This window comes from Lentimicrobiaceae bacterium, assembly GCA_023227965.1.
In the GTDB taxonomy this organism is placed as follows: Bacteria; Bacteroidota; Bacteroidia; order Bacteroidales; family JALOCA01; genus JALOCA01.
Map to the genome: position 1 here is coordinate 34,403 of JALOCA010000012.1, position 25,764 is coordinate 60,166.

The 25,764-nt window shown below is 38.8% G+C and carries 38 protein-coding genes and 1 pseudogene; 4 read left to right on the forward strand and 35 right to left on the reverse strand.

The window, feature by feature from the left end:
• Nucleotides 1–55 precede the first annotated feature (55 nt).
• From M0R21_05800 to M0R21_05815, 4 genes are all read left to right on the forward strand, one after another.
• Complete coding sequence (locus tag M0R21_05800; protein ID MCK9617333.1) at nt 56–2,491, forward strand: Smr/MutS family protein; 2,436 nt, start codon at nt 56–58, stop codon at nt 2,489–2,491.
• 1 nt (nt 2,492) lies between these two features.
• A complete protein-coding gene (locus M0R21_05805) occupies nt 2,493–2,834 on the forward strand; it encodes a PAS domain-containing protein (protein ID MCK9617334.1) in 342 nt (113 codons plus the stop codon).
• A gap of 686 nt (nt 2,835–3,520) precedes the next feature.
• Nucleotides 3,521–4,108 carry a sigma-70 family RNA polymerase sigma factor gene (locus M0R21_05810; GenBank protein ID MCK9617335.1) on the forward strand — a complete coding sequence of 196 codons (588 nt, stop codon included), beginning with the start codon at nt 3,521–3,523 and terminating at the stop codon, nt 4,106–4,108.
• Nucleotides 4,105–4,854, forward strand: a complete 750-nt coding sequence (locus tag M0R21_05815) for a tetratricopeptide repeat protein (GenBank protein ID MCK9617336.1) — start codon at nt 4,105–4,107, stop codon at nt 4,852–4,854. Before M0R21_05810 ends, M0R21_05815 begins: the two co-directional genes overlap by 4 nt.
• Before the next feature lie 293 nt (nt 4,855–5,147).
• Here the strand turns inward: M0R21_05815 and M0R21_05820 are convergent, their stop codons facing one another.
• From M0R21_05820 to rpsL, 35 genes and pseudogenes are all read right to left on the reverse strand, one after another.
• A complete protein-coding gene (locus M0R21_05820) occupies nt 5,148–5,321 on the reverse strand; it encodes a hypothetical protein (protein ID MCK9617337.1) in 174 nt (57 codons plus the stop codon).
• A gap of 522 nt (nt 5,322–5,843) precedes the next feature.
• Complete coding sequence (eno, locus tag M0R21_05825; protein MCK9617338.1) at nt 5,844–7,133, reverse strand: phosphopyruvate hydratase; 1,290 nt, start codon at nt 7,131–7,133, stop codon at nt 5,844–5,846.
• 85 nt (nt 7,134–7,218) lie between these two features.
• Nucleotides 7,219–7,773 (reverse strand): 50S ribosomal protein L17, encoded by a 555-nt coding sequence (rplQ, locus tag M0R21_05830; GenBank protein ID MCK9617339.1) that lies wholly within the window; start codon nt 7,771–7,773, stop codon nt 7,219–7,221.
• A 5-nt stretch (nt 7,774–7,778) separates the two neighbouring features.
• On the reverse strand, nt 7,779–8,771 hold the full coding sequence (locus M0R21_05835) for a DNA-directed RNA polymerase subunit alpha (GenBank protein ID MCK9617340.1): 993 nt from the start codon (nt 8,769–8,771) through the stop codon (nt 7,779–7,781).
• A gap of 38 nt (nt 8,772–8,809) precedes the next feature.
• Nucleotides 8,810–9,415, reverse strand: a complete 606-nt coding sequence (gene rpsD, locus M0R21_05840; protein MCK9617341.1) for a 30S ribosomal protein S4 — start codon at nt 9,413–9,415, stop codon at nt 8,810–8,812.
• A gap of 69 nt (nt 9,416–9,484) precedes the next feature.
• Complete coding sequence (gene rpsK / locus M0R21_05845; protein MCK9617342.1) at nt 9,485–9,874, reverse strand: 30S ribosomal protein S11; 390 nt, start codon at nt 9,872–9,874, stop codon at nt 9,485–9,487.
• 38 nt (nt 9,875–9,912) lie between these two features.
• Complete coding sequence (rpsM, locus tag M0R21_05850; protein MCK9617343.1) at nt 9,913–10,296, reverse strand: 30S ribosomal protein S13; 384 nt, start codon at nt 10,294–10,296, stop codon at nt 9,913–9,915.
• A 20-nt stretch (nt 10,297–10,316) separates the two neighbouring features.
• Nucleotides 10,317–10,433, reverse strand: coding sequence for a type B 50S ribosomal protein L36 (gene ykgO, locus M0R21_05855; protein ID MCK9617344.1), 117 nt, complete (start codon nt 10,431–10,433; stop codon nt 10,317–10,319).
• A 41-nt stretch (nt 10,434–10,474) separates the two neighbouring features.
• A complete protein-coding gene (gene infA, locus M0R21_05860) occupies nt 10,475–10,693 on the reverse strand; it encodes a translation initiation factor IF-1 (GenBank protein ID MCK9617345.1) in 219 nt (72 codons plus the stop codon).
• Nucleotides 10,694–10,697: 4 nt separating this feature from the next.
• Nucleotides 10,698–11,474 (reverse strand): type I methionyl aminopeptidase, encoded by a 777-nt coding sequence (map, locus tag M0R21_05865; GenBank protein MCK9617346.1) that lies wholly within the window; start codon nt 11,472–11,474, stop codon nt 10,698–10,700.
• Between the two features lie 22 nt (nt 11,475–11,496).
• On the reverse strand, nt 11,497–12,858 hold the full coding sequence (secY, locus tag M0R21_05870) for a preprotein translocase subunit SecY (GenBank protein MCK9617347.1): 1,362 nt from the start codon (nt 12,856–12,858) through the stop codon (nt 11,497–11,499).
• 6 nt (nt 12,859–12,864) lie between these two features.
• On the reverse strand, nt 12,865–13,311 hold the full coding sequence (gene rplO, locus M0R21_05875; protein MCK9617348.1) for a 50S ribosomal protein L15: 447 nt from the start codon (nt 13,309–13,311) through the stop codon (nt 12,865–12,867).
• Nucleotides 13,312–13,338: 27 nt separating this feature from the next.
• Entirely contained in the window at nt 13,339–13,518 is a 180-nt protein-coding gene (gene rpmD / locus M0R21_05880; GenBank protein ID MCK9617349.1) for a 50S ribosomal protein L30, read from the reverse strand.
• A 14-nt stretch (nt 13,519–13,532) separates the two neighbouring features.
• A complete protein-coding gene (gene rpsE / locus M0R21_05885) occupies nt 13,533–14,051 on the reverse strand; it encodes a 30S ribosomal protein S5 (protein MCK9617350.1) in 519 nt (172 codons plus the stop codon).
• A 5-nt stretch (nt 14,052–14,056) separates the two neighbouring features.
• Nucleotides 14,057–14,413: a 50S ribosomal protein L18 gene (rplR, locus tag M0R21_05890; GenBank protein MCK9617351.1), complete on the reverse strand. Its 357-nt coding sequence runs from the start codon at nt 14,411–14,413 to the stop codon at nt 14,057–14,059.
• 28 nt (nt 14,414–14,441) lie between these two features.
• Nucleotides 14,442–14,999, reverse strand: coding sequence for a 50S ribosomal protein L6 (rplF, locus tag M0R21_05895; protein MCK9617352.1), 558 nt, complete (start codon nt 14,997–14,999; stop codon nt 14,442–14,444).
• A gap of 17 nt (nt 15,000–15,016) precedes the next feature.
• Nucleotides 15,017–15,415 carry a 30S ribosomal protein S8 gene (gene rpsH, locus M0R21_05900; GenBank protein ID MCK9617353.1) on the reverse strand — a complete coding sequence of 133 codons (399 nt, stop codon included), beginning with the start codon at nt 15,413–15,415 and terminating at the stop codon, nt 15,017–15,019.
• Between the two features lie 32 nt (nt 15,416–15,447).
• Nucleotides 15,448–15,717 carry a 30S ribosomal protein S14 gene (gene rpsN / locus M0R21_05905; GenBank protein MCK9617354.1) on the reverse strand — a complete coding sequence of 90 codons (270 nt, stop codon included), beginning with the start codon at nt 15,715–15,717 and terminating at the stop codon, nt 15,448–15,450.
• 2 nt (nt 15,718–15,719) lie between these two features.
• Complete coding sequence (gene rplE, locus M0R21_05910) at nt 15,720–16,274, reverse strand: 50S ribosomal protein L5 (protein ID MCK9617355.1); 555 nt, start codon at nt 16,272–16,274, stop codon at nt 15,720–15,722.
• 90 nt (nt 16,275–16,364) lie between these two features.
• Nucleotides 16,365–16,580: pseudogene (locus M0R21_05915) on the reverse strand (50S ribosomal protein L24).
• Nucleotides 16,581–16,601: 21 nt separating this feature from the next.
• On the reverse strand, nt 16,602–16,970 hold the full coding sequence (rplN, locus tag M0R21_05920) for a 50S ribosomal protein L14 (protein MCK9617356.1): 369 nt from the start codon (nt 16,968–16,970) through the stop codon (nt 16,602–16,604).
• 2 nt (nt 16,971–16,972) lie between these two features.
• Nucleotides 16,973–17,230, reverse strand: coding sequence for a 30S ribosomal protein S17 (gene rpsQ / locus M0R21_05925; protein MCK9617357.1), 258 nt, complete (start codon nt 17,228–17,230; stop codon nt 16,973–16,975).
• 13 nt (nt 17,231–17,243) lie between these two features.
• Entirely contained in the window at nt 17,244–17,444 is a 201-nt protein-coding gene (rpmC, locus tag M0R21_05930; GenBank protein ID MCK9617358.1) for a 50S ribosomal protein L29, read from the reverse strand.
• Between the two features lie 5 nt (nt 17,445–17,449).
• Complete coding sequence (gene rplP / locus M0R21_05935; protein MCK9617359.1) at nt 17,450–17,878, reverse strand: 50S ribosomal protein L16; 429 nt, start codon at nt 17,876–17,878, stop codon at nt 17,450–17,452.
• Between the two features lie 42 nt (nt 17,879–17,920).
• Nucleotides 17,921–18,676: a 30S ribosomal protein S3 gene (gene rpsC / locus M0R21_05940; GenBank protein MCK9617360.1), complete on the reverse strand. Its 756-nt coding sequence runs from the start codon at nt 18,674–18,676 to the stop codon at nt 17,921–17,923.
• Between the two features lie 30 nt (nt 18,677–18,706).
• Entirely contained in the window at nt 18,707–19,129 is a 423-nt protein-coding gene (gene rplV / locus M0R21_05945) for a 50S ribosomal protein L22 (protein MCK9617361.1), read from the reverse strand.
• A 15-nt stretch (nt 19,130–19,144) separates the two neighbouring features.
• On the reverse strand, nt 19,145–19,423 hold the full coding sequence (gene rpsS, locus M0R21_05950) for a 30S ribosomal protein S19 (protein MCK9617362.1): 279 nt from the start codon (nt 19,421–19,423) through the stop codon (nt 19,145–19,147).
• Between the two features lie 27 nt (nt 19,424–19,450).
• Entirely contained in the window at nt 19,451–20,275 is an 825-nt protein-coding gene (rplB, locus tag M0R21_05955; GenBank protein MCK9617363.1) for a 50S ribosomal protein L2, read from the reverse strand.
• A gap of 7 nt (nt 20,276–20,282) precedes the next feature.
• Complete coding sequence (rplW, locus tag M0R21_05960) at nt 20,283–20,573, reverse strand: 50S ribosomal protein L23 (protein ID MCK9617364.1); 291 nt, start codon at nt 20,571–20,573, stop codon at nt 20,283–20,285.
• Nucleotides 20,574–20,612: 39 nt separating this feature from the next.
• Nucleotides 20,613–21,239 (reverse strand): 50S ribosomal protein L4, encoded by a 627-nt coding sequence (gene rplD, locus M0R21_05965; GenBank protein MCK9617365.1) that lies wholly within the window; start codon nt 21,237–21,239, stop codon nt 20,613–20,615.
• Nucleotides 21,230–21,859 carry a 50S ribosomal protein L3 gene (gene rplC / locus M0R21_05970; GenBank protein ID MCK9617366.1) on the reverse strand — a complete coding sequence of 210 codons (630 nt, stop codon included), beginning with the start codon at nt 21,857–21,859 and terminating at the stop codon, nt 21,230–21,232. The genes rplD and rplC overlap by 10 nt, the downstream gene beginning before the upstream one ends.
• A 51-nt stretch (nt 21,860–21,910) precedes the next feature.
• Nucleotides 21,911–22,216: a 30S ribosomal protein S10 gene (gene rpsJ / locus M0R21_05975; protein ID MCK9617367.1), complete on the reverse strand. Its 306-nt coding sequence runs from the start codon at nt 22,214–22,216 to the stop codon at nt 21,911–21,913.
• A gap of 25 nt (nt 22,217–22,241) precedes the next feature.
• Nucleotides 22,242–24,353, reverse strand: coding sequence for an elongation factor G (gene fusA / locus M0R21_05980; GenBank protein ID MCK9617368.1), 2,112 nt, complete (start codon nt 24,351–24,353; stop codon nt 22,242–22,244).
• 27 nt (nt 24,354–24,380) lie between these two features.
• Nucleotides 24,381–24,848, reverse strand: coding sequence for a 30S ribosomal protein S7 (gene rpsG / locus M0R21_05985; protein MCK9617369.1), 468 nt, complete (start codon nt 24,846–24,848; stop codon nt 24,381–24,383).
• Nucleotides 24,849–24,887: 39 nt separating this feature from the next.
• A complete protein-coding gene (gene rpsL / locus M0R21_05990; protein MCK9617370.1) occupies nt 24,888–25,268 on the reverse strand; it encodes a 30S ribosomal protein S12 in 381 nt (126 codons plus the stop codon).
• Nucleotides 25,269–25,764: the final 496 nt, after the last annotated feature.

Here is a 25,764-nt window from a genome sequence, read left to right on the forward strand (position 1 = left end):
GGCATTTCTATTCCCGGTAAAGTAATAAATATACCTTTGCAGTAAAAAATTAACAGTGGTCTATCCTGGAAACTTTGAGCAGAAAACAGGTTTTGATTCCATCAGGCAGATGATTGTCAATGCCTGCCTAAGTACATTGGGAAAATATTTTGCAAAAAAAATGCACTTTTCTTCCCAAATTGAAATCATTGGCAAATTACTTGACCAAACGGAAGAATTTAGACAATTGTATTTATTCGACGATCCGTTTCCTTCCCAAGATTATTTTGATCTCACCAGCGAATTCGACAGATTAAAAGCCGAAGGAACCTACATTCCACCCGAACAATTGCTGGAACTGAAGCTTTCTCTCAGAACATTATTAGATGTCATTTACTATCTTACAAAACGAAATAAAAAATATCCGGCTCTACTTGCCCTTACCGTAAATATTTATTCTGAAGACATCATCCTTAGAGATATTGAACTTATTATCAATGAAAAAGGAGAAATACATAACCATGCTTCCCCCGAGCTATCCAAAATAAGAAAAGACATACAATCGAAAGTTGCATCTGTAGAACGAAAAGTGTATCAATCTCTTTCGCTGGGTAAAAAGGAAGGCTGGCTGGTGCAGGATGCAGAAATAACCATACGAAACGGTCGCCTCGTAATCCCTGTACCTGCTTCTTATAAAAGGAAAATAAAAGGCTATATTCACGACGAATCGGCTACCGGGCAAACCGTATTTATTGAACCTTCAGAAGCTTTCGAAACCAATAACGCCATTCGGGAACTCGAAATAGCTGAACGACATGAAATTATTCGAATTCTTACTCTTTTTACCGACACCCTCCGCCCACAACTTTCCGAACTGATACAAGCATATCGTTTTTTAGGACTTGTAGATTTTATTCGCGCAAAAGCATTGGTTTCAGTACAGTTGAATGCAATACGACCGGACATACACAACAAGCCCCTGATACAATGGAAACAAGCTGTTCATCCTTTGCTTTTTTTGTCGCATCAGCTACAAAACAAAAAAGTAGTGCCGCTCGATATATCACTCGACGATAATGAAAGAATCCTTGTAATCAGCGGACCCAATGCAGGTGGAAAATCTGTTTGTCTGAAAACTGCAGGCTTACTTCAGTACATGTTGCAATGTGGTTTGCTTATCCCGGTAAAAGAAGCCTCAGAAGCAGGAATTTTTCATACACTTTTTATTGACATAGGTGATGAACAATCGCTTGAAAATGACCTTAGTACATATAGTTCACATCTATTGAATCTGAAAAATATTCTAAAAAATGCTGATAAAAATACCCTTTTTCTGATTGATGAATTTGGCACGGGTACAGATCCTCACTTGGGCGGAGCTATTGCTGAAGCCGTACTGGAAGAACTCAGCCGGAAAAATTCCATGGGAATTGTAACCACTCACTATTCTAATCTGAAACTTCTTGCCGAAAAAACAGCAGGAATAATTAATGGAGCTATGCTGTTCGATAATAGCAAAATGCAACCTCTTTATCTATTGAAAATTGGAAAACCAGGTAGTTCATTTGCATTTGAAATTGCCCGCAACATAGGTTTTCCTGAAAAAATTCTGCAAAATGCAGCCGAAAAAACCGGCACATCCCAGTTAGATTATGAACAATGCCTTACGGAACTAGAAACAGAAAAACTTGCGTTAGAAAAGGAATTTCAACAACTCAGGGCGGCAGATACCCTTCTCTCCGAACTGATTGCAAAATACAAGAAATTGTATAACGACCTGGATGCAAAAAAGAAAGAAATTATTTCCAGTGCCCGTTTCGAAGCCAAAAACCTGCTAACAGATGCAAGTAGCCTTATTGAAAAAACAATAAAGGAAATACGGGAAAATCAGGCAGAAAAATCGGCTACAAAGGCGGGAAGACAAGAAATTAAGGCACTAACCGAAAAACTACAGGAAGCAACGCCACAAATAGAAAACACATCCCATGATAACCCAGAATCAATCAGCTTGCAAAATGAAACCGAAAGTCCAAAATCGGATATAGAAACCCCTTTACGGAAGGGCGATAAGGTATGTATTATTGGTCAGGATTTTACAGGAGAAATCCTTGAAATAGATGATGAGGAAGCGTTGGTTGCCTTTGAAAACTTCAAAATTAAAACTTTGCGCCAACACATAGAAAGAGCAAGTGAGGAACCGAAAGAAAAAAGAAAAACGGGTAGCCGATATTCCGGCATCATTAACGACATCAACGCCAAAACTACAGAATTCAGTCTCCGGCTCGATGTTAGAGGACAACGAGCCGAGGCAGCCCTTAATACAGTACAAAAATACATTGATGAAGCTATTTTACTTGGAGTGTTCGAAGTGAATATTCTTCACGGAAAAGGAAATGGTATCCTTCGTCATCTTATCCGCGAATATTTAAGTACGGTGCGCGAAATCAAACAGTTTTACGACGAGCGTATCGAATTTGGCGGACATGGAATAACTATTGTAAAATTCAGATAACATGGAAAATATACAACATTGGGCAAACGAATTTCCTTCAGCGGTTACCATTGCCAATATGCAGGGAGTGATAGTGTATATGAATGAAAAAGCCTCAGCTACCTTCGAAAAATACGGAGGGAAGAGCTTGATAGGAAAAAGTCTTTACGACTGCCATTCCGAATCTTCACGCGAAAAGCTGAAACTGCTTATCAACAAACAAGCGTCAAATACCTACACCATTGAAAAAAATGGAATAAAAAAACTCATCCACCAATCGCCCTGGTATCAAAACGGAAAATGTGCAGGCATAGTGGAACTTTCTATTGTATTACCACCTGATATGCCCCATTTTATCAGGTAGACATTGTTCTCAGTTCTTAAACTTTCAATTGAAACTGTCTTTTGGGTGGGTTTTCTGTTTTTTGATTAAATATGCAGGGAAATTTTTCATGTATATAATAATCTATTAAAAGGTGTAACCATTAATAATTCTTTACTGGTAATTTTCAATGGGGTTTACAGTTCGCATTATTAAAATCATTCTGCTTATTTGGATTTGACTTTCACGGAATAAAAAAAAACAGATATAAAACTTTAACGTAAATTTTAAGCTATTCCAATATATATAATAAAATATATTTTAATATTATATATGTATTCTTTATTCTTATTAATTATTATTTTATCATAATAGGTATGTCGGTGAGAGAAATTTTTATGAAATAAATTATATGATAACATCATTAACAAGAATATTTTATAAATAATATCATCTTGACAACTCCATTAATTACAATTTATTAACTAATATAAATAAATTCCATTCTATATATTAATATAAGCTGTTTAATTTTATATAATTATTTTACCTTATTAGTGTCATTTCGTTTTAATTTTTGAGCAATGAATGAAGATTGAAAAAATTTACGTACGTTTGCTTTCAATTTTTCTTTTGTTTTTAGCTGAATATCAACAAATAATGATTTTTAAAAAAAATATTTTTATAAAGTATAACAATTCAGTAAAAAATGGATAAACAGATGAATAATGGATAAAGAAAACGATGTAAAACTTATTGAAGGTTTACGTGAAAGAAACAATAAAACAATTAGCGATATCTATAAAAATTATTTTCCACCCATTAAACAATACATTTTAGTAAATGGAGGAAGTGCTAATGATGCGGAAGATATTTTTCAGGAAGCAGTTGTAATTATTTATACCAAACTTACAAGAGAATGTTTTACACTTACAAGTTCTTTTTTTACTTATTTGTATTCTATTTGCAAACATTTATGGTTACAGGAGTTATGGAAACGCAACAAAGTATCCCAAGCTGTATATGATAACAAAGAATTGTTTGATTATAATTCCTTGCCCATTGAAACAGAAAATATAATGGCAAGTATTGAAATAGAAAGGAATGCCATGATTCAAAAGCATTTTCTATTATTGGGTAAAGATTGTCAAAAAATTTTGCTTATGTCGGCAAACAACATGACACCGGGACAAATAACAGAAGAAATGCATTATGTAAGTGAAGAATATGCAAGATTGCGAAAGTTTAAATGCAAAGAAATATTAAAAAAATATATTTTAAGAGACCCAAATTTTGCTAAAATTTTTGAAATATGATTCAAAAACAAGATTACTACCGGCTTCTCGAACATTATTTTAATAATAAAATGATGGGAAAAGAATTGGAATGGTTTGAAAAAGAGGTAAATAATGATAGAATGCTGGCACTTGATCTGCGACTTGAAAAACAAATTAACCAAGCATTAGTACAACAAGATATTATTGATTTAAGAAGCAAACTACTGAAAGCAAGAGAGAAAAGTAGGCAAACCTTCAAATTAGCCTCAATACCTGTATTTGGCGATAAAAAATACATGGCAGCGGCTGCAGTTGGCATAATGCTGATGATGAGCGGTGGGTATTATCTTACTCATAACTATTTTTCGACCAAGGAAACTTTGTTTGAACAATACTTTACTGCCGAACCATACAGAGACACAAAACGTTCTGACAGTCAGGTCGCTTCTGAAGGCATTGTTTATTATAACAATAAACAATACACCCAGGCATTAATTATTTTCGAAAAATTGCTCAAAAACAACCCCCAAAATATCGCATTCCGCTTTTATTCCGGTATATCTTATATCGAAACAGGGAACCTTCCAAAAGCCATTTCCTATTTTCAAATGATTATCGAAAACGGGGATAATTTGTACATTGAACATGCCGAATGGTATCTCGGACTAAGCTATCTGAAAGCTGGAGATACAATAAAAGCCCAAAAGCTATTTGCTACAATTGCGTCGCATCCTTCGCATTATTTCAGAGAGCAAGCTGAAAAAATATTGAACAAAGCAGAATAGTTTTCTAATAAATACTTCAAACACATTACTTTTTTATACCAGCACTATAGTCTTTGTGATTTACAAACCCAATCAAAATAGTTTTCCGTTGCAATTTTGTATGCAATAACATGGGATCGTAAATAATTATAAATCTGAGTTAGCATAAGGTTGCAAACCATTTTTGTAATATTTCAGTATGTTACATTCCGCCGCAGGCGATGAATTATTGATCTCCTGACGGAGAACCCACAGAAATAAAAAACCTTTTCTATTGATATTAAAACCTTAACGGGTTAATAGTAAAACATATTTTATCCTGAACTCAGGTTATAAGTTTTATTATTACGATAATACCTTCCGCCATTACGATAATGCTTTCCGCCATTATGATGATTCTTTTCGCCATTTCGATGATTCTTTCCGCCGTTTCGATAATGCTTTCCGCCGTTTCGATGATGTTTTTCGTTGATGGAAAGCATCATCATAATACTGTCTATTGGGTTTTTATAAAGGTTTGGCTAAATAGTAACCTGAGCTGGCATAAGGTTGTAAACTATTCCTGGAATATTTAAGTATGTTACATTTCGCTGCAGGCGATAAATGTTAATAGAATGTTGGTTTTTTATAAAAGATTGTCCGTAGGGCATTCATTATTGATCTTCTGACAAAGAATCCACCAGAAATAAAAAATCTTTTCTATTGATAATAAAACCCTGACGGGTTAATAGTAAAACATGTTTTGTCCCGGGCTTAGGTTTTTAATTTATATTTAGGGATTAGGGAGTTGAGAGCTAAGGGTTGAAGAGTACAAATTTTAAAGTTTATCATCAAACATTCAAAATTCAACTTCGCACCTAATAAAAGTAAGATTGTACCTGACAAATAATGAGCGAACAGGATAATTTTTCGTTTTTACTTCTTCACTTTTTATATCCTTTTTCTCCTTTGCAAAAAGAAAACCCCAGTGGGAACCAGGGTTTTCGGAAAAACGTACTCTGTTAAAGCTTTTATTTTGCATATTTAAAATTCATGCCGAGGTAGTGAGCGCTGTTTCCCAGCATTTCTTCAATACGGAGTAATTGATTATACTTGGCAATACGGTCAGTACGACTGGCAGATCCGGTTTTAATCAATCCTGTATTTAAAGCTACAGCAAGGTCAGCAATGGTAGTATCTTCTGTTTCGCCTGAGCGATGACTCATAACGGCAGTATAAGAATTACGATAAGCCAAATTAACGGCGTCAATGGTTTCAGTAAGGGTTCCAATCTGGTTTACCTTAATCAGGATAGAATTGGCAACTTTTCTATCAATACCCTGTTGCAGACGTAATACATTCGTTACAAATAAATCGTCGCCCACCAGTTGAATTTTATTGCCTAACATATCTGTCAGAAGTTTCCATCCGTCCCAGTCGTCTTCAGCCATTCCGTCTTCGATAGAGATGATAGGGTATTTATCTATCCAGTTTTTCCAATAGTCTACCATTTGAGCAGGTGTTAATTTATCACCTGTTGATTTGTGAAGATGGTACACATTTTCTTCAGGAATGTAATATTCGGAAGAAGCGGGGTCAAGGGCGATACAAACATCTATACCGGGTTTGTATCCGGCTTTTTCGATGGCTTGTAGGATAACTGTAACGGCTTCTTCATTCGATTTAAGATTGGGGGCAAAACCACCTTCATCGCCTACGTTGGTTGAATAACCAAGTTTTTTTAATACAGATTTTAGATTATGGAATACTTCAGCGCCCATACGAATGGCTTCGCTAAATGAATTTGCACCTATGGGCATAATCATGAACTCCTGAAAATCTATACTATTATCAGCATGAGAACCTCCGTTAAGGATGTTCATCATGGGAATAGGAAGCGTATTGGCATTGGTTCCGCCAATATAACGGTAAAGAGGCTGGGCGGTATGTTGTGCTGCAGCATGGGCTACGGCTAAAGAAACACCGAGGATGGCATTGGCTCCGATGTTTCCTTTGTTGGCAGTACCGTCAATTTCAATCATCCGGCGATCAATTTCATTCTGGTCAGTAATGTAATAGCCTTTGAGTTCTTCGGCAAGAGTTTTGTTTACGTTTTGAACGGCTTTTAGCACGCTTTTTCCGAGGTAATAGCTATTATCGCCATCACGTAGTTCAACGGCTTCGTGTACTCCGGTGGAGGCACCGGAAGGAACAGCAGCTCTGCCTACGATGCCGGAATCAGTCATAACATCCACTTCAATAGTGGGGTTGCCGCGTGAGTCAAGTATCTGGCGGGCATAAATGTTTGCAATAGTGCTCATAATCTTTTTTTAATTAATGTTTATTAAAATAAAAAAGGATAAAGTGCTGCGACACTTTATCCCTGTATGTTCTATTTTTTTAACTCTATTCCTTTTCGCTATTATCGGTAGTAGTATCTGTCATCGGTTCGTCTGCTTGCGTTGCAGGTTTGGGTTCAGCAACGGGTTTAGCAATTTTGGCAGCAGGTTTTCCGGTTTGGGTTTCAGTGGTTTTTTTCTTTCCACTTCCACGACGGCGGGTAGTTTTTGTTTTCTTTTCTTCCTTGGTACCGAGGAGAATTTCGTTGTAGTCAACCAGTTCCATCATGCACATAGAAGCATTATCGCCGAGGCGGTTTCCAGTTTTAAGAATACGGGTATACCCTCCGGGGCGGTTGGCAATTTTCAGTGAAATATTTCTAAAAAGTTCCGAAACGGCTTCTTTGTTTTGCAAATAGCTGAAAACGATACGACGTGAATGTGTAGAATCATCTTTTCCACGGGTAAGCAGAGGCTCAACATACGGACGCAACGCTTTGGCTTTAGCAAGAGTGGTATATATTCGTTTATGTAAAATAAGCGACGATGCCATGTTAGAGAGCATGGCTTTACGGTGAGTACTCGTACGACCTAAGTGGTTTACTTTATTTTGGTGTCTCATTTCAATTAATCCTTATCTAATTTATACTTTGCAACATTTATTCCAAATTCAAGATTTTTTGCTCTTACAAGGTCTTCCAGTTCGGTAAGGGATTTTTTTCCGAAGTTGCGGAATTTAAGCAAATCGTTTTTGTTAAAGGCTACCAGCTCGCCCAGAGTTTCCACGTCGGCAGCTTTCAGACAATTTAGTGCACGAACCGATAAATCGAGATCAACTAACTTGGTTTTCAACAACTGACGGATGTGAAGTGTGTTTTCGTCGAACTCTTCCGTAACGGCTTTTTCTTCTACATCAATAGTTATTTTTTCGTCAGAAAAAAGCATAAAGTGTTGAATAAGTATTTTAGCGGCTTCTTTCAGTGCATCCTTAGGAGCAACAGAACCATCGGTACTAATTTCGAACACTAATTTTTCGTAATCGGTTTTTTGTTCTACGCGGAAATTTTCAATCACATACTTTACATTAACAATGGGTGTATGGATAGAATCAATGGCAATAGTACCTATGGGTGCATTAAGAATTTTGTTTTCTTCTGCCGGTACATATCCTCTGCCCTTATCAATGGTAATTTCCATGATGAGTTTCACGGTATTTTCCATGTTGCAAATAATCAGGTCAGGGTTCAGCACCTGGAATACTGACATGTATTTATTGATGTCGCCTGCTGTAAAAGCAGTTTGTCCGCCTACTACTATGCGTACTTTTTCGGAGGTTTCCGACTCAAGCAATTTTTTAAAGCGGATTTGCTTCAGGTTGAGTATAATATCTGTAACATCCTGAACAACGCCTTTAACGGATGAAAATTCGTGTTCAACACCTTCGATTTTTACAGATGTAATGGCATACCCCTCGAGAGAAGATAACAGAATACGGCGCAGCGAATTACCAATAGTAATTCCGAAACCGGGTTCCAGCGGACGAAATTCAAATATTCCTTTGTATTCGTCTGCTTCTAACATGATCACCTTTTCAGGTTTTTGAAATGCTAAGATTGCCATAGTGATCTTTTTATTAATGAGGAAGGTTAATGTGTGGATTATTTCGAATACAATTCGACGATAAGTTGTTCTTTTATGTTTTCAGGAATATCCTGACGTTCGGGGTAGCTCATGAATTTACCAGTCATTAAAGCGCCGTCCCATTCGAGCCAAGGGTAACGGTTACCGCGTGAAGCCAATGAGTTAACAATAGCTTCGAGGGATTTTGATTTTTCACGTATGCTTACAATATCTCCGGGACGCAGTTGCATCGAGGGAATATTGAGTACTTTGCCATTCACCTGAATGTGGCAGTGTCCTACCAGTTGACGAGCTGCAGAACGAGTGGGGGCTATTCCTAAACGGTATACTACATTGTCGAGCCGTGATTCAATAAGTTGCAGCAAAACTTCCCCAGTGATTCCTTTTTTCCCGGTTGCCTGGTGAAAAATATTTTTAAACTGACGTTCGAGAATGCCGTATGTATATTTAGCTTTTTGTTTTTCTTGTAATTGTACACCATATTCCGAAGGTTTTCTCCGGCGTTTTGAAGCACCGTGCATTCCAGGAGGATAATTTTTCTTTTCGTATGTTTTATCGGGTCCGAAAATCGGATCTCTGAATTTACGTGCAATTTTGGTTTTGGGACCAGTGTATCTTGCCATTTTTTACAATTTTGGATTTTGAAATTTTTTAACTGACAATTCAGCATTTTAAATTTAATATTTTTTTTATTAAACCCTTCTGCGTTTGGGCGGGCGGCATCCGTTATGCGGTACCGGGGTAACGTCAATAATTTCCATTACTTCAATACCTCCGGAATGTATGGTACGGATGGCGGATTCTCTGCCAGCACCGGGTCCCTTTACGTACACTTTTACTTTACGTAAACCCATGTCGTAAGCTACTTTAGAACAATCCTGCGAAGCCATTTGGGCGGCATAAGGGGTATTTTTTTTCGATCCTTTGAAACCCATTTTCCCTGCCGATGACCAGGAAATAACCTGCCCGGCATTGTTGGTCAACGATATAATAATGTTATTAAAGGATGCAAATACGTATGCTTTGCCTATAGGGTCAACTTTAACAACTTTCTTTTTTGATGTTTTAGCAACTTTTGCCATATTAAAATATATTCTTTTAAAATAATTACGATATTTTATTAACCTTTGCTGGGTGCTTTTTTCTTATTGGCAATGGTTTTCTTCCTTCCTTTGCGGGTACGGGCATTGTTTTTTGTACTTTGTCCTCGTAGGGGTAAGCCCACACGATGGCGGATACCGCGGTAGCAACCGATATCCATCAGTCGTTTGATGTTCATCTGTACTTCAGAGCGCAATGCACCTTCTACTTTATACTTATCGCCGATGATGGTACGAATTTTATTCTGTTCTTCATCGTTCCAGTCCTGTACTTTTTTATTCCAGTCAACACCGGCTTCGGTTAATATTTTTTGGGCAGTATTTCTGCCTATTCCGAAGATATAGGTTAAACCTATTTCTCCTCTTTTATTCTTGGGTAAATCAATACCTGCAATACGTGCCATATATGATTAAAATTTTATTGTTATCCCTGTCTTTGTTTGAATTTAGGATTAGCTTTGTTAATAACATATAACCTGCCTTTTCTCCTTACGATTTTGCATTCGGGAGTACGTTTTTTTATGGATGCTCTTACTTTCATTGTTTGTTATATTTCATAATGTTAGCAAAAATACTTCTTTTTTATTTGTAACGGAAAGTTATTCTTCCCTTGGTAAGGTCATAAGGCGACATTTCCAGTTTTACTTTATCTCCAGGCAAAATTTTAATGTAGTGCATACGCATTTTGCCCGAAATGTGTGCAATAATGATGTGCCCGTTTTCCAATTCTACCCTGAACATGGCATTGCCCAATGATTCGATAACAGTTCCATCTTGTTCTATTGATGTTTGCTTTGCCATTATTTTAGTTTTTTCTTACAATTTCCTCAATAAAACTGAAAGTTGACAATACTTCTGCTTTTTCTTTACGTATTGCTACCACATGTTCGAAATGGGCTGAGGGTAATCCGTCTTTAGTTCTCACGGTCCATCCGTCGCGGTTTTGTACTACATGGTATTTTCCCAAGTTAATCATAGGTTCAATGCAAATGACCATTCCCTGCTGCAGTTTGGTTCCTGTTCCTCTTTTACCGTAATTGGGTACTTCCGGTTTTTCGTGGAGGTGCTTGCCCAATCCGTGTCCAACCAAGTCGCGAACCACTGAATATCCGTGCTTTTCAACATAGTTTTGGATTTCAAAACCGATATCGCCTACTCGTTTGCCATCAATGGCTACTGCTATTCCTTTGTACAACGATTCGAGTGTATGGATCATTAATTCCTGCACCCTTTCGCTTACGTTTCCTACGGCAAAAGTATAGGCAGAATCGCCATAAAAACCATTTTTATAAGTACCGCAATCCACCGAAACGATATCTCCTTCATAAAGAACTTTTTCGCCAGGTATGCCGTGTACCACCTCATCGTTAACCGAAATGCACAGGGTGGCAGGGTAATTATTGTACCCTTTAAATCCCGGTACAGCTCCGTTGTCACGGATATATGTTTCGGCAACCTTGTCGAGTTCAATGGTTTTTATTCCCGGTTTGATTATTCGGGCTACTTCAGCAAGGGTTTTACCAACAAGTAAAGAACTCTCTTTTATTAATTCTATTTCTTCGTCGCTTTTAAAACTAATCATCTTAAACTCCACGACCGTTTTTTTACATTCCATAAGCCGCGCCAGAACGACCTTTTATTCTGCCCGACTTTGTTAATCCTTCGTAATGGCGCATCAGCAGATGGCTTTCAATTTGTTGCAATGTATCAAGAATAACGCCCACCAAAATCAAGAGGGACGTTCCTCCGTAAAACTGTGCAAATTGTGTGCTTATCCCGCTCAGGCGAATCAATGCAGGCATAATAGCTACAAAAGCAAGAAACATTGATCCGGGCAAAGTTATACGTGACATTACGTTATCAATAAATTCGGCTGTCTTTTTTCCAGGTTTGATACCGGGAATAAATCCGCCGTTCTTTTTCATATCTTCCGCCATTTGATTGGGGTTGATGGTTATTGCCGTGTAAAAATATGTAAAGGCAATAATGAGTATAGCATACACAAAATTATACCAAAACCCGTTAATATCGGTAAAGGTAGAAGCAAATCCTGAAAGGGATTCGGAGGCAGCAAAACCTGCAATGGTTAAGGGTAAAAACATGATAGCTTGTGCAAAAATGATAGGCATTACACCTGCAGCATTCACTTTTAAAGGAATGTATTGGCGTACACCGCCATATTGCTTGTTACCTACAATACGTTTTGCATATTGCACGGGAATTTTTCGGGTTCCCTGTACCAATAAAATACAAATCAGAATTACGATAACCAAGATGGCAAGTTCTACAACAAAGAATACAAGACCGCCGCCTTTTTCTTCCATGCGCGAGATAAATTCACCAAAAAGAGCAAAGGGAAGACGTGCTATAATACCTATCATGATGATGAGTGATATACCATTTCCGATACCTTTATCGGTAATTTTTTCGCCAAGCCACATGATAAACATGGTTCCCGAAACCAAAATTATTATTGATGAAACCCAAAAAAATGTACTGGGTGAAGTAATATTGGGATCGAAAGGTGAAATTGCCTGTGCGGGAAGTTGTGAAATAACGTTTGTAAGATATGCAGGAGCTTGTAATGTCGTTACAATAACAGTAAGATAACGAGTAATTTGGTTTATCTTTTTGCGCCCACTTTCTCCTTCTTTTTGTAGTTTTTGGAAATAGGGGATCGCCATTCCAAGCAACTGAATTACGATGGATGCCGAAATGTAAGGCATAATACCCAAAGCAAAGATGGATGCATGAGAAAATGCACCTCCCGAAAACATATTAAGAAGGCTTAATAATCCGCTTTTAGATTGATTTTGCAGATTTTCGAGTTGACCAGGGTCTATTCCTGGTAGTACAACGTAAGAGCCTAATCTGTATATCAGAATGATACCGATAGTAAAGATGATTCTTTTACGAAGTTCGTCAATCTTGTTGATGTTTCTTATGGTTTGAATCAGCCTTTTCATTCAACGTTAGATTTTTGTGGCGGTGCCACCGGTTGTTTCAATTGCTTTAATTGCTGATGCAGAAAAAGAATGTGCTTTAACATCTAATTTTGCCTTGAGTTCGCCTCTTCCCAAAATTTTTACAAGGTCGCTTGTCGAAGCGAGACCATTATTAATAAGAACTTCAGGATCAATAACAGAAAGGCCTTTATCATCGGCTAATTTCTGCAAAGTGTCGATATTGATACCATGATATTCTACACGGTTGAAATTTTTAAAACCGAATTTAGGCAAACGACGGTGAATAGGCATTTGACCTCCTTCATGTCCTACTTTGCTGCTGTATCCTGAGCGTGACTTGGCGCCCTTGTGCCCGCGGGTGGAGGTTCCGCCTTTTCCAGATCCCTGACCACGTCCGATGCGTTTCGATTTTTTTACTGAACCTTTTGCCGGTTTAAGACTACTTAAATCCATAAATATCGTTTGTTTTGCTTTAAACAACTAAATTTCTTCAATTTCCAACAAATGTTTAACCTTGCCAACCATTCCGATAATTTGGGGGGTGGCTTCAACCTCTATCACCTGGTTCATTTTTTTGAATCCGAGGGCTTCGAGTGTGCGTTTTTGGCGAAGAGGACAATGAATGGCGCTTTTCACCTGTTTTATCTTTACTTTTTTCATGTGTTTATACTTATTTACCCATTAAACACTTTGTCTAATTCTATTCCGCGCAGTTGTGCAACGGAAAAAGGATCGCGCATTTGGATAAGCGCATTGATGGTGGCTTTCACCACACTGTGGGGGTTCGACGAGCCTTTGGATTTTGCCAGAACGTCTTTAATGCCTACACTTTCCAGTACGGCACGCATTGCGCCGCCGGCGATAACTCCGGTACCAGGGGAAGCTGGCTTCAGGAAGACCAATGCTCCGCAATATTTACCGGTTTGTTCGTGAGGTATGGTTCCTTTTAACACCGGAACTTTAATCAGGTTTTTCTTAGCGTCGTCAATGCCTTTGGCAATAGCGGCTGTTACTTCCTTAGCTTTTCCCAAGCCATAACCAACTACGCCGTTTTCATTTCCTACAACCACGATGGCTGAAAAGCTGAATGTTCGTCCGCCTTTGGTTACTTTGGTTACACGCTGTATGCTTACAAGCCTGTCCTTGAACTCGATTTCGCTCGATTTTACTCTTTTAATGTTTAAGTTTGGCATAGGTGTTAAAATTTAAGGCCTCCTTCTCTGGCTGCGTCAGCTAAGGATTTGATTCTACCATGATATAAATAGCCGTTACGGTCGAAAACCACTGTATGGATACCGGCTTCGATAGAACGTTCTGCTATCAACAGTCCTACTCGTTTTGCCTGTTCGGTTTTTGTCATTTTTTCATTGGCTATTGCCGATACTTTTGATGAAGCAAAAACCATTGTTTTACCCGCAACATCATCAATTATCTGAGCATAAATCTGTTTATTACTGCGGAAAACCGTTAGTCTGGGTTTTTCCGGGGTTCCGTGAACGATTTTTCTGATGCGTTTCTTGATTCTGAACCTTCTGTATTCTTTTTCGTTTTTCATTGCTTTACAAACAACGGGTTAATAATTTTTACTTGGCAGAAGCTGATTTGCCGGCTTTTCTTTTCAGTACTTCGTTAACAAACTTGATACCTTTGCCTTTGTAGGGTTCGGGTTTGCGGAACGAACGGATTTTGGCGGCTACCTGTCCCAGCAGTTGTCTGTCGAAACAGTGCATAGTAATGAGAGGGTTTTTCCCGCGTTCGGTTACGGCTTCTACTTTTATTTCGGGGGGAAGTTCCATGATAATATTGTGCGAATAACCAAGCGACAATTCCAATACCTGGCCTGTGGCAGTTACTTTGTAACCTACACCCACTAATTCCTGTTTGGTGGTAAATCCTTCCGATACGCCTTTTACCATATTGGCTATTAAAGCCCTATATAATCCATGCAGGGCACGGTGGCGAGGTTGATCGGTAGAACGAATAACGCTGATGACACTATCTACGATGTTAATTTTGATAGAGGGGTCAACGGTTTGTCTTAATTCGCCCAATTTTCCTTTTACGGTTACGATATTATTATCGCTTACCGTTACCTGAACTCCCTGGGGTATATTTATGGGTAATTTTCCAATTCTTGACATTGTAATAATTCTCCTTTTTAACTGATGTAACAAATAACTTCGCCTCCGATATGCAGATTACGGGCTTCTTTGTCGGTCATAAGTCCTTGCGAAGTGGATAAAATGGCAATTCCCAAACCATTAAGTACTCTGGGTAATTCTTCGGCGCTCACGTATTTTCTTAACCCGGGCTTGCTTACTCTTTCCAATTGGATAATAGCAGGCAATTTGGTAACCGGGTGGTATTTTAATGCCACTTTTATGGTTCCGGGTTTGGGTTCGTCTTCAAACTTATAGTTTAAGATGTAGCCTTTATCAAAAAGAATTTTCGTAATTTCTTTTTTGATATTTGATGACGGAATTTCAACCACACGATGGTTTGCCATAACGGCATTCCGTATTCTTGTTAAATAATCTGCGATAGGATCAGTAACCATAATGATTAATTACATTTATTTTTTCGACAATTTTACCAGCTTGCTTTTTTTACACCGGGTATTAATCCGTTCAATGCCATTTCGCGGAAATTGATACGGGAAATACCAAAATGACGCATATATCCCTTGGGCCTGCCGGTGAGTTTACAGCGGTTGTGTAAACGAACCGGAGAAGCGTTTTTGGGAAGTTTCTGCAGAGCGATATAATCGCCGGCAGTTTTTAGTTCGGCACGTTTGGCTGCGTATTTTGCAACCATTTTTTCTCTTTTAAGTTCCCGTGCTTTTATTGACTCTTTTGCCATGTTTATTTCTGGTTTTTAAAGGGTAATCCAAATTCTTTTAACAGTGCAATACATTCGTTGTCGGTACGTGCCGATGTTACAAAGGTGATGTCTAATCCGTTGATTTTACTCACCTGGTCCATGTTGATTTCAGGGAAAATGATTTGTTCGGGGATGCCGAGGGTATAATTTCCTCTTCCGTCGAAGCCTTTTTCATTGATGCCTCTGAAGTCGCGAATACGGGGTAGTGAAACCGAAACCAGTCGGTCGAGAAATTCGTACATTCTGTCGCCACGAAGAGTAACTCTTACACCTATTGCCATACCACGACGTAGTTTGAAGTTGGAGATGTCTTTACGTGATTTGGTGGGTACTGCTTTTTGCCCGGCAATAGCTGTCATTTCATTTACGGCTACTTCGAGTAATTTTTTGTCAGCAATGGCTGTTCCCATTCCCTGGTTGATGCAAATTTTTTCTAAGCGAGGTACCTGCAAGGTGTTTTTATAAGAAAAACGTTCCTTCAGTACAGGGATAATCTCGTTAAAATATTTATCTTTATATCTGGGTGAATAATTCATTATTTATCTCTCCCCTATTTATTTAGTTTCTGATTTCTTGGTTTTCTTTTCAACCGCTGTTTTTGCAACTTTTGCATTTTCAGCTTTCATAAGGTTGGATACATGAACGGATGATTCCTTTTTCACGATTCCGCCTTTTGGGGTTTTGGCATTGGGCTTGGTATGTTTTGATACCATATTGATATTTTCCACTATTGCGCGTTCTTTTTCCACAATAACTTCGAGCACTCTGCCTGTTTTGCCTTTGGAATCACCGGCAATAACGACTACGTTATCTCCTTTTTTGATGTGTAATTTCTTCTGCATGGCTATGTATTCTTTGATTCATTACAGCACTTCGGGTGCCAATGAAACTATTTTCATAAATTGTTTTTCTCTGAGTTCGCGGGCTACCGGACCAAATATACGTGTTCCAATCATTTCGCCGGTGTTATTGAGCAGTACTACTGCGTTATCGTCGAAACGGATGTAAGAACCATCGGCGCGACGAATTTCTTTTTTAGTACGAACCACTACGGCTTTGATAACGGTGCCTTTTTTAACGTTTCCTGATGGGATAGCATTTTTTATACTTACGATAATTTTATCGCCTATTGATGCATACCTTTTTCTGGTACCACCAAGGACCCTGATGCAAAGTACTTCTTTTGCACCGCTGTTATCAGCAACAGCTAATCTTGTTTCCTGTTGTATCATAATTATTTTACTCTTTCAATTATTTCAACTAATCGCCAACATTTATTTTTGCTCAAGGGTCTTGTTTCGGCTATGCGTACGGTATCGCCTATGTTGCAGTCGTTTTTATCGTCGTGCGCCATAAATCGGGTGGTTTTTTTCACGAATTTTCCGTACTTGGGATGTTTCACTTTGCGTTCAACTTCTACAACAATAGATTTCGTCATCTTATTGCTGACCACAAGCCCAATTCTTTCTTTTCTTAGATTTCTGCTTTCCATCTTTTTAAAACAGTTATTTTGGTTGCTCAATTTCTCTTCTTTTGAGTTCGGTAATAATCCGGGCAACAGTTTTCCTGTATGCTTTTATTTTATTCGGATTTTCCAAAGGGGAAACAGCATGGTTAATTTTTAACCGGGTAAGCTGTTTTTTTTCTTCATCCAAACGTTCAATGAGTTCGGGAGTTGAAAGTTCTCTAATGACTTTTTGTTCCATTTTATTTAGATTGTTTCTTCAACGTAATCTCTTCTTACAATAAACCGGGTAAGTATGGGGAGTTTTTGGGCTCCGAGGCGCAAGGCTTCTTTAGCTACATCCATAGGTACGCCTTCTGCTTCAAAAAGAATTCTGCCGGGGGTGATACGAGCCACGAAATATTCGGGTGCTCCTTTTCCTTTACCCATACGTACTTCGGCAGGTTTCTTGGTTACGGGTTTATCGGGGAAAATGCGTATCCATATTTGACCTTCACGTTTCATATGACGGGTTAATGCCTGACGTGCAGCTTCTATCTGACGACCTGTCATCCAACATGATCCAAGGGCTTTGATTCCAAAAGATCCAAAAGCCAATTCAGATCCTCTTTTGGCATTGCCTTTCATTTTGCCTTTTTGCTGTTTTCTATATTTTGTTTTCTTCGGCTGTAACATTTCTCAACTGATTATAAGTTAGTACAATTTCTTTTGCCGTAATTACTTACTTCTAGGTCTTCCGGATCTGTTTCCACCGCGTTGGGATTTTCCGCCTCCGCGGGGTGCGTTTGTTCCGCCTGTAACGCCGCCTACTTTTATTCCACTTTCGATGTTGAGGGAAAGGTCGCGTTTTCCGTAAACTTCTCCTTTACAAATCCATACTTTTATTCCGATACGTCCATAGGTAGTATGGGCTTCGGCTATGGCATAGTCAATATCGGCACGGAGAGTATGTAGAGGGATACGTCCTTCTTTGTATTGTTCGCGGCGTGCCATTTCGGCTCCGCCCAGTCTGCCGGAAATCAGTATTTTTATTCCTTCGGCGCCTATGCGCATGGTAGAGGCGATAGAGGTTTTAATGGCTCTGCGGTATGAAATCCTGCCTTCTATTTGTTTGGCAACGGCTGCTGCTACGATAACAGCATCCATTTCGGGGCGTTTTATTTCAGAAATATTGATCTGGATTTCTTTTCCGGTAAGTTTTTTTAATTCTTCCTTAAGTTTATCCACTTCCTGTCCGCCTTTACCTATGATGATACCAGGTCGGGCTGTATTAATGGTTACTGTAACCAATTTTAGGGTACGTTCGATAATTATCTTTGAAATACCGGCTTTGGCAAGACGGGTATTCAGATACTTACGGATTTTATTGTCTTCTACGAGTTTGGGTTCGAAGTTTCTTCCGCCGTACCAGTTAGAATCCCATCCGCGGATAATTCCTAACCTATTACCTATTGGATTTGTTTTTTGTCCCATTAAACTTAATGATTATGGTTGTTATTTTATTTATTCGTTTGTTTCTTTTTGTATATTTTCATTACGGTTGCCTAATACCATTGTAACATGGTTTGAGCGTTTTTTTACCCGATAAGCTCTGCCCTGAGGTGCGGGTTGTACTCTTTTCAGCATTCTGCCACCATCTACATTGATAAGTTTTATGTATAAGTGTGCATCTTCAATGCGTGCTCCTTCATTTTTCGATTGCCAGTTGGCAATGGCTGAAAGTAAAAGTTTGCGTAGGCGTCCGGCAGCTTCCTTGGGCGAATTTTTTAATATGTGCAATGCTGTTTCTACGTCAACGCCACGTACGATGTCGGTTACAAGCCGCATTTTTCTGGGCGATGTAGGGCAATTATTCAGCTTGGCGAAATAGGTGGTTTTTCTTTCCTGTTTCAAGCTTTCTGCGTAGTTATGTTTTCTTGCTCCCATTTTATTTCAATTTCTTTATTTTTTGCCTTTGTCTTTGCTTCCTGCATGTCCTCTGAAAGTACGAGTGGGTGCAAATTCTCCAAGTTTATGGCCTACCATATTTTCGGTAACGTAAACCGGTATGAATTTATTCCCGTTGTGTACGGCTATGGTTTGTCCCACAAAATCGGGAGAAATCATAGAGGCACGCGACCAGGTTTTGATCACAACCTTTTTTTTCGATTCTACTAACTCGAGCACTTTTTTTTCGAGTTTGTAATCAATGTATGGTCCTTTTTTTAACGAACGGCTCATTATTGTTTATAATTGATGGTTGACTATTTATTTTTTTCTTCTTTCGATGATATACATATCGCTGCTTTTCTTTTTCGAGCGGGTTTTGTAACCTTTAGCAGGCATTCCCTTACGGGTACGCGGATGTCCTCCGGTTGCTCTTCCTTCGCCTCCGCCCATCGGATGGTCAACGGGGTTCATCACAACGCCACGGGTGCGCGGGCGACGACCTAACCAGCGGCTTCTTCCTGCTTTACCTGACGATTCGAGGCTATGATCAACATTGGATGCCATTCCAATAGTAGCTTTGCAAGCCTGAAGTATCATACGGGTTTCGCCTGAAGGGAGTTTTATGATGGCAAATTTTCCGTCGCGGCTCATAAGTTGTGCATAAGAGCCGGCACTTCTTGCCATTTTTGCACCTTGTCCCGGTCGCAGCTCGATATTATGGACTATTGTTCCGAAAGGAATTTCGCTAAGGAATAAAGTATTGCCTACGTCGGGTGATACCCCTTCGCCTGAAACAACTTTTTGTCCTAATTTTAATCCTTGTGGTGCCACGATATATCTTTTTTCGCCATCGGCATAAGCTAACAACGCTATACGTGCGGTACGATTGGGATCGTATTCAATTGATTTTACAGTTGCCGGAATTCCGTCCTTATCTCTTTTAAAATCTACAATCCTATATTGTTGTTTATGACCGCCACCTAAATAGCGCATGGTCATTTTACCTTCGTTGTTCCTACCTCCGGTTCTTTTTTTTGTAACCAACAAACTCTTCTCGGGAGTGGAGGTAGTTATTTCGTCAAACGTACTTATTACTTTAAAACGTTGACCAGGAGTTGTTGGTTTGAATTTCTTTAAAGCCATTTATCTACTAAATATTGCTGTAAAAATCAATTGTTTCACCTTTTGCCAATGTTACCATTGCTTTTTTAAAAGCGTTGGCTTTCCCGGAAATATAGCCGCCTTTTGTAAAGCGTCCTTTTTGTTTTCCGGAGTAGTTCATTGTGTTTACCGATTCTATTTCGACACCATATAATTCTTTCACTGCATTTCTTATTTGAATTTTGTTGGCTTTTTTGTCAACAATAAATCCATAGCGGTTCAGTTTATCACTGGCGGTTGTCATTTTCTCAGTTATCAACGGTCTGATGATGATGCCCATTGTTTTATTTATTTGATTGTGATACAAATAATCTTTTAATTAACTAAACATTTCTTCAATCTGCCCTATTGAACTTTCGGAAACGATAAGGCTGTTTGCGTTTAATATATCGTATGTATTTAGTCCTAATGCGTTTACACTTTTTACTTTGGTTAAGTTACGAGTGGATAAATAAATATTTTTATCGGTTTGATTAAATACAAACAATGTTTTTTTGTCGTTAAGGTCAAAGCTTTTCAATAAGTTTAAAAAGTTTTTTGTTTTGGGTTGTTCGAACGTAAAGTCTTCTAAAATTACGATACTGTTTTCTTTGGCTTTATAAGCTAAGGCAGATTTGCGGGCTAATTGTTTCAGTTTTTTGTTTAATTTGAAACGGTAGTCGCGGGGTTGGGGTCCGAAAGCTCTGGCTCCGCCAACAAACACCGGTGATTTTATACTGCCTGCGCGAGCTCCGCCCGTACCTTTTTGGCGTTTCAGTTTTTTTGTACTTCCCGAAACTGTAGATTTTTCTTTTGTAGCATGGGTTCCCTGCCGCTGATTTGCCAGATACTGTTTGGTATCGAGGTATATGGCATGGTCGTTGGGAGTGATATTGAAAATATCGTCGCTAACAATAACTGTACGGTTAGCTTTTTCTCCGTTAATTTTATATACTTCTAACTCCATCTTTCTATGATTAAATATGAACCTTTAGCTCCCGGAACCGATCCTTTAACCACAATAATATCGTTTTCGGGTATTATTTTTACGATTTGAAGGTTAATTATTTTTACGCGATCGCCACCAAGACGACCTGCCATGCGAGTGCCTTTGAATACGCGTGAAGGCCAGGAAGAAGCGCCAACCGAACCGGGTGCGCGAAGACGGTCGTGTTGTCCGTGTGTGGTACCGCCTACGCCACTAAATCCGTGACGGGTAACTACGCCCTGGAATCCTTTTCCTTTACTGGTTCCCACAACGTCAATGTATTCCCCCTCCACAAATATATCAGCTTTCAAAACATCACCAAATTGTTTGCGATGTTCAGGTTCAAAACGGGTAAACTCAGCTACTACTCTTTTGGGGGTTACCCCTGCTTTTGCAAAATGTCCTTTTTCAGCTTTATTGGTATGTTTTTCCTTTTTGTCTTCAAAGGCAAGCTGAATGGCATCGTAGCCTTCTTTATCTTTCGAGCGTACCTGGGTTACTACGCACGGGCCAGCTTGTATAACTGTGCATGGTACATTTTTACCAGAGGCATCCCAAATACTGGTCATTCCAATTTTTTTTCCAATTAATCCTGACATCGTTTATAATTTTTCTTGCTTTGATAATTGCTTTTTTATTTTACAGTTTCCTCAGACTTTAATTTCTACTTCCACACCACTCGGAAGTTCAAGTTTCATCAGTGCGTCTATGGTTTTAGATGTTGTGCTGTAAATATCGAGCAATCTTTTGTATGTACTGAGTTCAAACTGTTCTCTAGACTTTTTATTAACAAAGGTTGAACGGTTTACAGTAAAAATCTTTTTGTTGGTAGGCAGAGGAATGGGTCCGCTTACAACTGCACCTGTTGATTTTACGGTTTTTACAATCTTCTCGGCAGATTTATCTACCAGGTTATGATCGTAAGATTTTAATTTTATTCTAATCCTTTGGCTCACTTTTATTGTGTTTTTAATTTTTTACTTAAGCTAAAACAGGTATATATCCTTTAATTTTCATTAATACTTCTTCAGTTAATTCTTTGGGCAATTCTGAATAATGTGAAAATTCAAGGTTTGAATTTCCTCTGCCCGAGGTCATACTGCGAAGAGTGGTTACATAGCCAAACATTTCCGACAAGGGAACTTTTGCTTTCACTATCTGGAATCCAATTTTATTGGAATGTACATTTTCCAGATGTCCTCTTCTTTTGTTGATATCTCCGGTAACATCGCCAATGTAAATTTCGGGTGTAGTTACTTCTAATTTCATTATGGGTTCCAGCAAAACAGTCCCTGCCTTGCGGCATGCATTTCTGAAAGCCAACTGGGCACAAATTTCGAACGAAAGTGAGTCGGAATCAACAGCATGAAACGAACCGTCAATTAATTTCACTTTCAGACTATCAAGTGCATATCCTGCCAAAACGCCATTGAGCATAGCGGTTTTGAAACCTTTTTCTATTGCGGGGATATATTCTTTAGGAATATTGCCGCCACGAACTTCGTTAATAAACTGTAATCCTTTTATTCCCTGATCAGCGGGAGAAATAACAAACTGAATATCGGCAAATTTACCTCTGCCTCCGGTTTGTTTTTTATAAATTTCGCGGTGTTCCACGGTTCCGGTAATGGCTTCTTTGTAAGCCACCTGCGGTGAGCCTTGGTTACATTCTACCTTAAACTCCCTTTTGAGACGATCAACAAGAATATCAAGGTGTAATTCGCCCATACCACTGATTACGGTTTGTCCAGTTTCTTCGTCCACTTTTACGTTGAAAGTAGGATCTTCTTCGGCAAGTTTGTTAAGAGCTAAGGATAATTTATCAACATCATCCTGGGTTTTGGGTTCAACGGCTACGGAAATTACAGGTTCAGGGAACGATATTTTTCCCAAAATTATGGGATGTTTCTCGCTGGAAAGTGAATCTCCAGTACGAATATCTTTAAAACCCACAGCAGCACCTATATCTCCTGCTTCAATGCGTTCGAGGGGATTCTGTTTGTTGGCATGCATTTGCAGAATGCGCGAAATGCGTTCTTTTTTTCCTGTAGTTACGTTTAACACGTAAGAACCGGAGTTTAAACTACCAGAATAAACCCGGAAATAGGCAATGCGACCCACAAAAGGATCGGTTGCTATTTTGAAAGCCAATGCACTGAATGGTTCATTTTCATCGGCTTTTCTTATTTCTTCTTTTTCAGTTTGTGGATTAATTCCTGTTACAGGAGGAATGTCACCGGGTGAAGGCAAATAACGAACAATTGCATCAAGCAAAGTTTGTACTCCTTTGTTTTTAAACGAAGCACCACAAATTACCGGGGTGATACGCATTTCAAGAGTTGCTTTGCGTACAGCGGCGATAATTTCTTCTTCCGAAAGAGAATTATGGTCGTTGATGAATTTTTCAAATAAATGTTCACTTTCTTCTGCAACTCCTTCTATCAAAAGGGTTCTGTATTCTTCAGCCGTTTTTTTTAAGTCCTTGGGGATTTCTGTTTCATAATAATCAGCTCCGAGTGTGGATTCATCCCACAATAAGGCTTTATTGCTGATAAGATCAACAACACCACAAAAAGTGTCTTCGCTTCCAATAGGGATTTGAAGGGGAACAGGGTTTGCACCCAGTTTTTCTTTAATTTCGTTAACAACATTGAAAAAGTCGGCACCGGCACGGTCCATTTTGTTGACAAAACTTATTCTGGGAACGTTGTATTTGTCGGCTTGGTGCCAAACAGTTTCGCTTTGAGGTTCAACACCACCCACGGCACAGAAAAGAGCAACTGCTCCGTCGAGCACTCTTAGCGAGCGTTCCACTTCCACAGTAAAGTCTACATGTCCGGGTGTGTCAATAATATTTATTTTATAGGCTTGGTTATGGTGATTCCAGAATACAGTGGTGGCAGCAGAGGTAATGGTAATTCCGCGCTCTTGTTCCTGAGGCATCCAGTCCATTGTGGCTGTACCTTCGTGCACCTCACCCATTTTATAGTTAACGCCGGTATAATACAATATACGCTCAGTAGTTGTGGTTTTACCCGCATCTATGTGAGCCATAATGCCGATGTTGCGCGTATATGTGAGTTTTTCGCTCATCGTAGTTTTACCGGAGTTTTTTTATTGTTAAAATCTAAAGTGTGAAAATGCTTTATTGGCTTCTGCCATACGGTGGGTATCTTCTTTCTTTTTAAAAGCGGCACCCTCTTCTTTATAAGCAGCTACGATTTCGGAAGCCAGTTTTTGCCCCATGCTTTTTTCATGGCGTTTGCGTGCAAAGCCAATCAGGTTTTTCATACCGATGGACATTTTACGTCCCGGGCGAATTTCGGAAGGAATCTGGAAAGTAGCTCCTCCTATCCTGCGGCTACGTACTTCTACGTTAGGAGTAACATTCGACAAAGCTTTTTTCCAAACGTCCAGCCCGTCTTCTTTTGTTTTATCAGAAACAATTTCTATGGCTTCATAAAAAACATCGTAAGCAATGCTTTTTTTCCCGCAAAACATGATGTTGTTTACGAATTTGGTTACCAACACATCGTTAAACTTCGGATCGGGCAGTATGATGCGTTTTTTAGGTCTGGATTTCCTCATTGTACTATATATTATAAATAGGTATAAAGAATCAGTTTATTATTTTTTAGCTTTAGGACGTTTGGTTCCGTATTTCGAACGACGCTGGTTTCTTCCTTCTACTCCTGAAGTATCCAGTGCGCCACGGATGATATGGTAACGTACACCAGGAAGGTCCTTTACCCTACCACCCCTAATCATAACTATGGAGTGTTCCTGAAGGTTATGTCCTTCACCGGGAATATAAGCATTCACTTCTTTGCCATTGGTAAGGCGAACTCTTGCTACTTTACGCATTGCCGAATTAGGCTTTTTGGGGGTGGTAGTATATACCCTTGTACAAACCCCACGTCGCTGCGGGCAGGAATCCAACGCAGGTGACTTGCTTTTTTCGGTAAGTTTCTGACGGCCTTTACGAACCAATTGTTGTATTGTAGGCATAAATATTTGTTTAATAGTTTTTTAATCAGTTACACCTTTGTTTTTTTGGGTCTGCAAAAGTATTATAATTTTTCATACAATTAGTAGACTATACAAATTTTATATAAAAACTTTTACAAGCTCGGAAGCTACAAGTCGGAAAACTACAGAAATTTGATAAAGATTTATTAAGACGAGACCCATTGACACGCTAATAATCAAACATTTGCCCTTGTCAACGAAAACCTATAGCTGTCTTACTTTATCAGGTTTCCTTAGTTTTACGGTTCTAATTCCGGCAAAACCAGTCATATACTTTATTCAGGGTTTTGCGGGTGCAAAGATAATATTATTTTCATATTAAAAACCTTTTTAAAAAATAATTTTCTCTACCGGATATAAACAACCCCGCAACGTGATGTTTTTTATTTTTCACATTAAGTTGTTTTTTTTGTATTGCATGCGTATCGGATTATTTTCTCTACATTTGAAAAATGTATTTTTATAACATAATTCT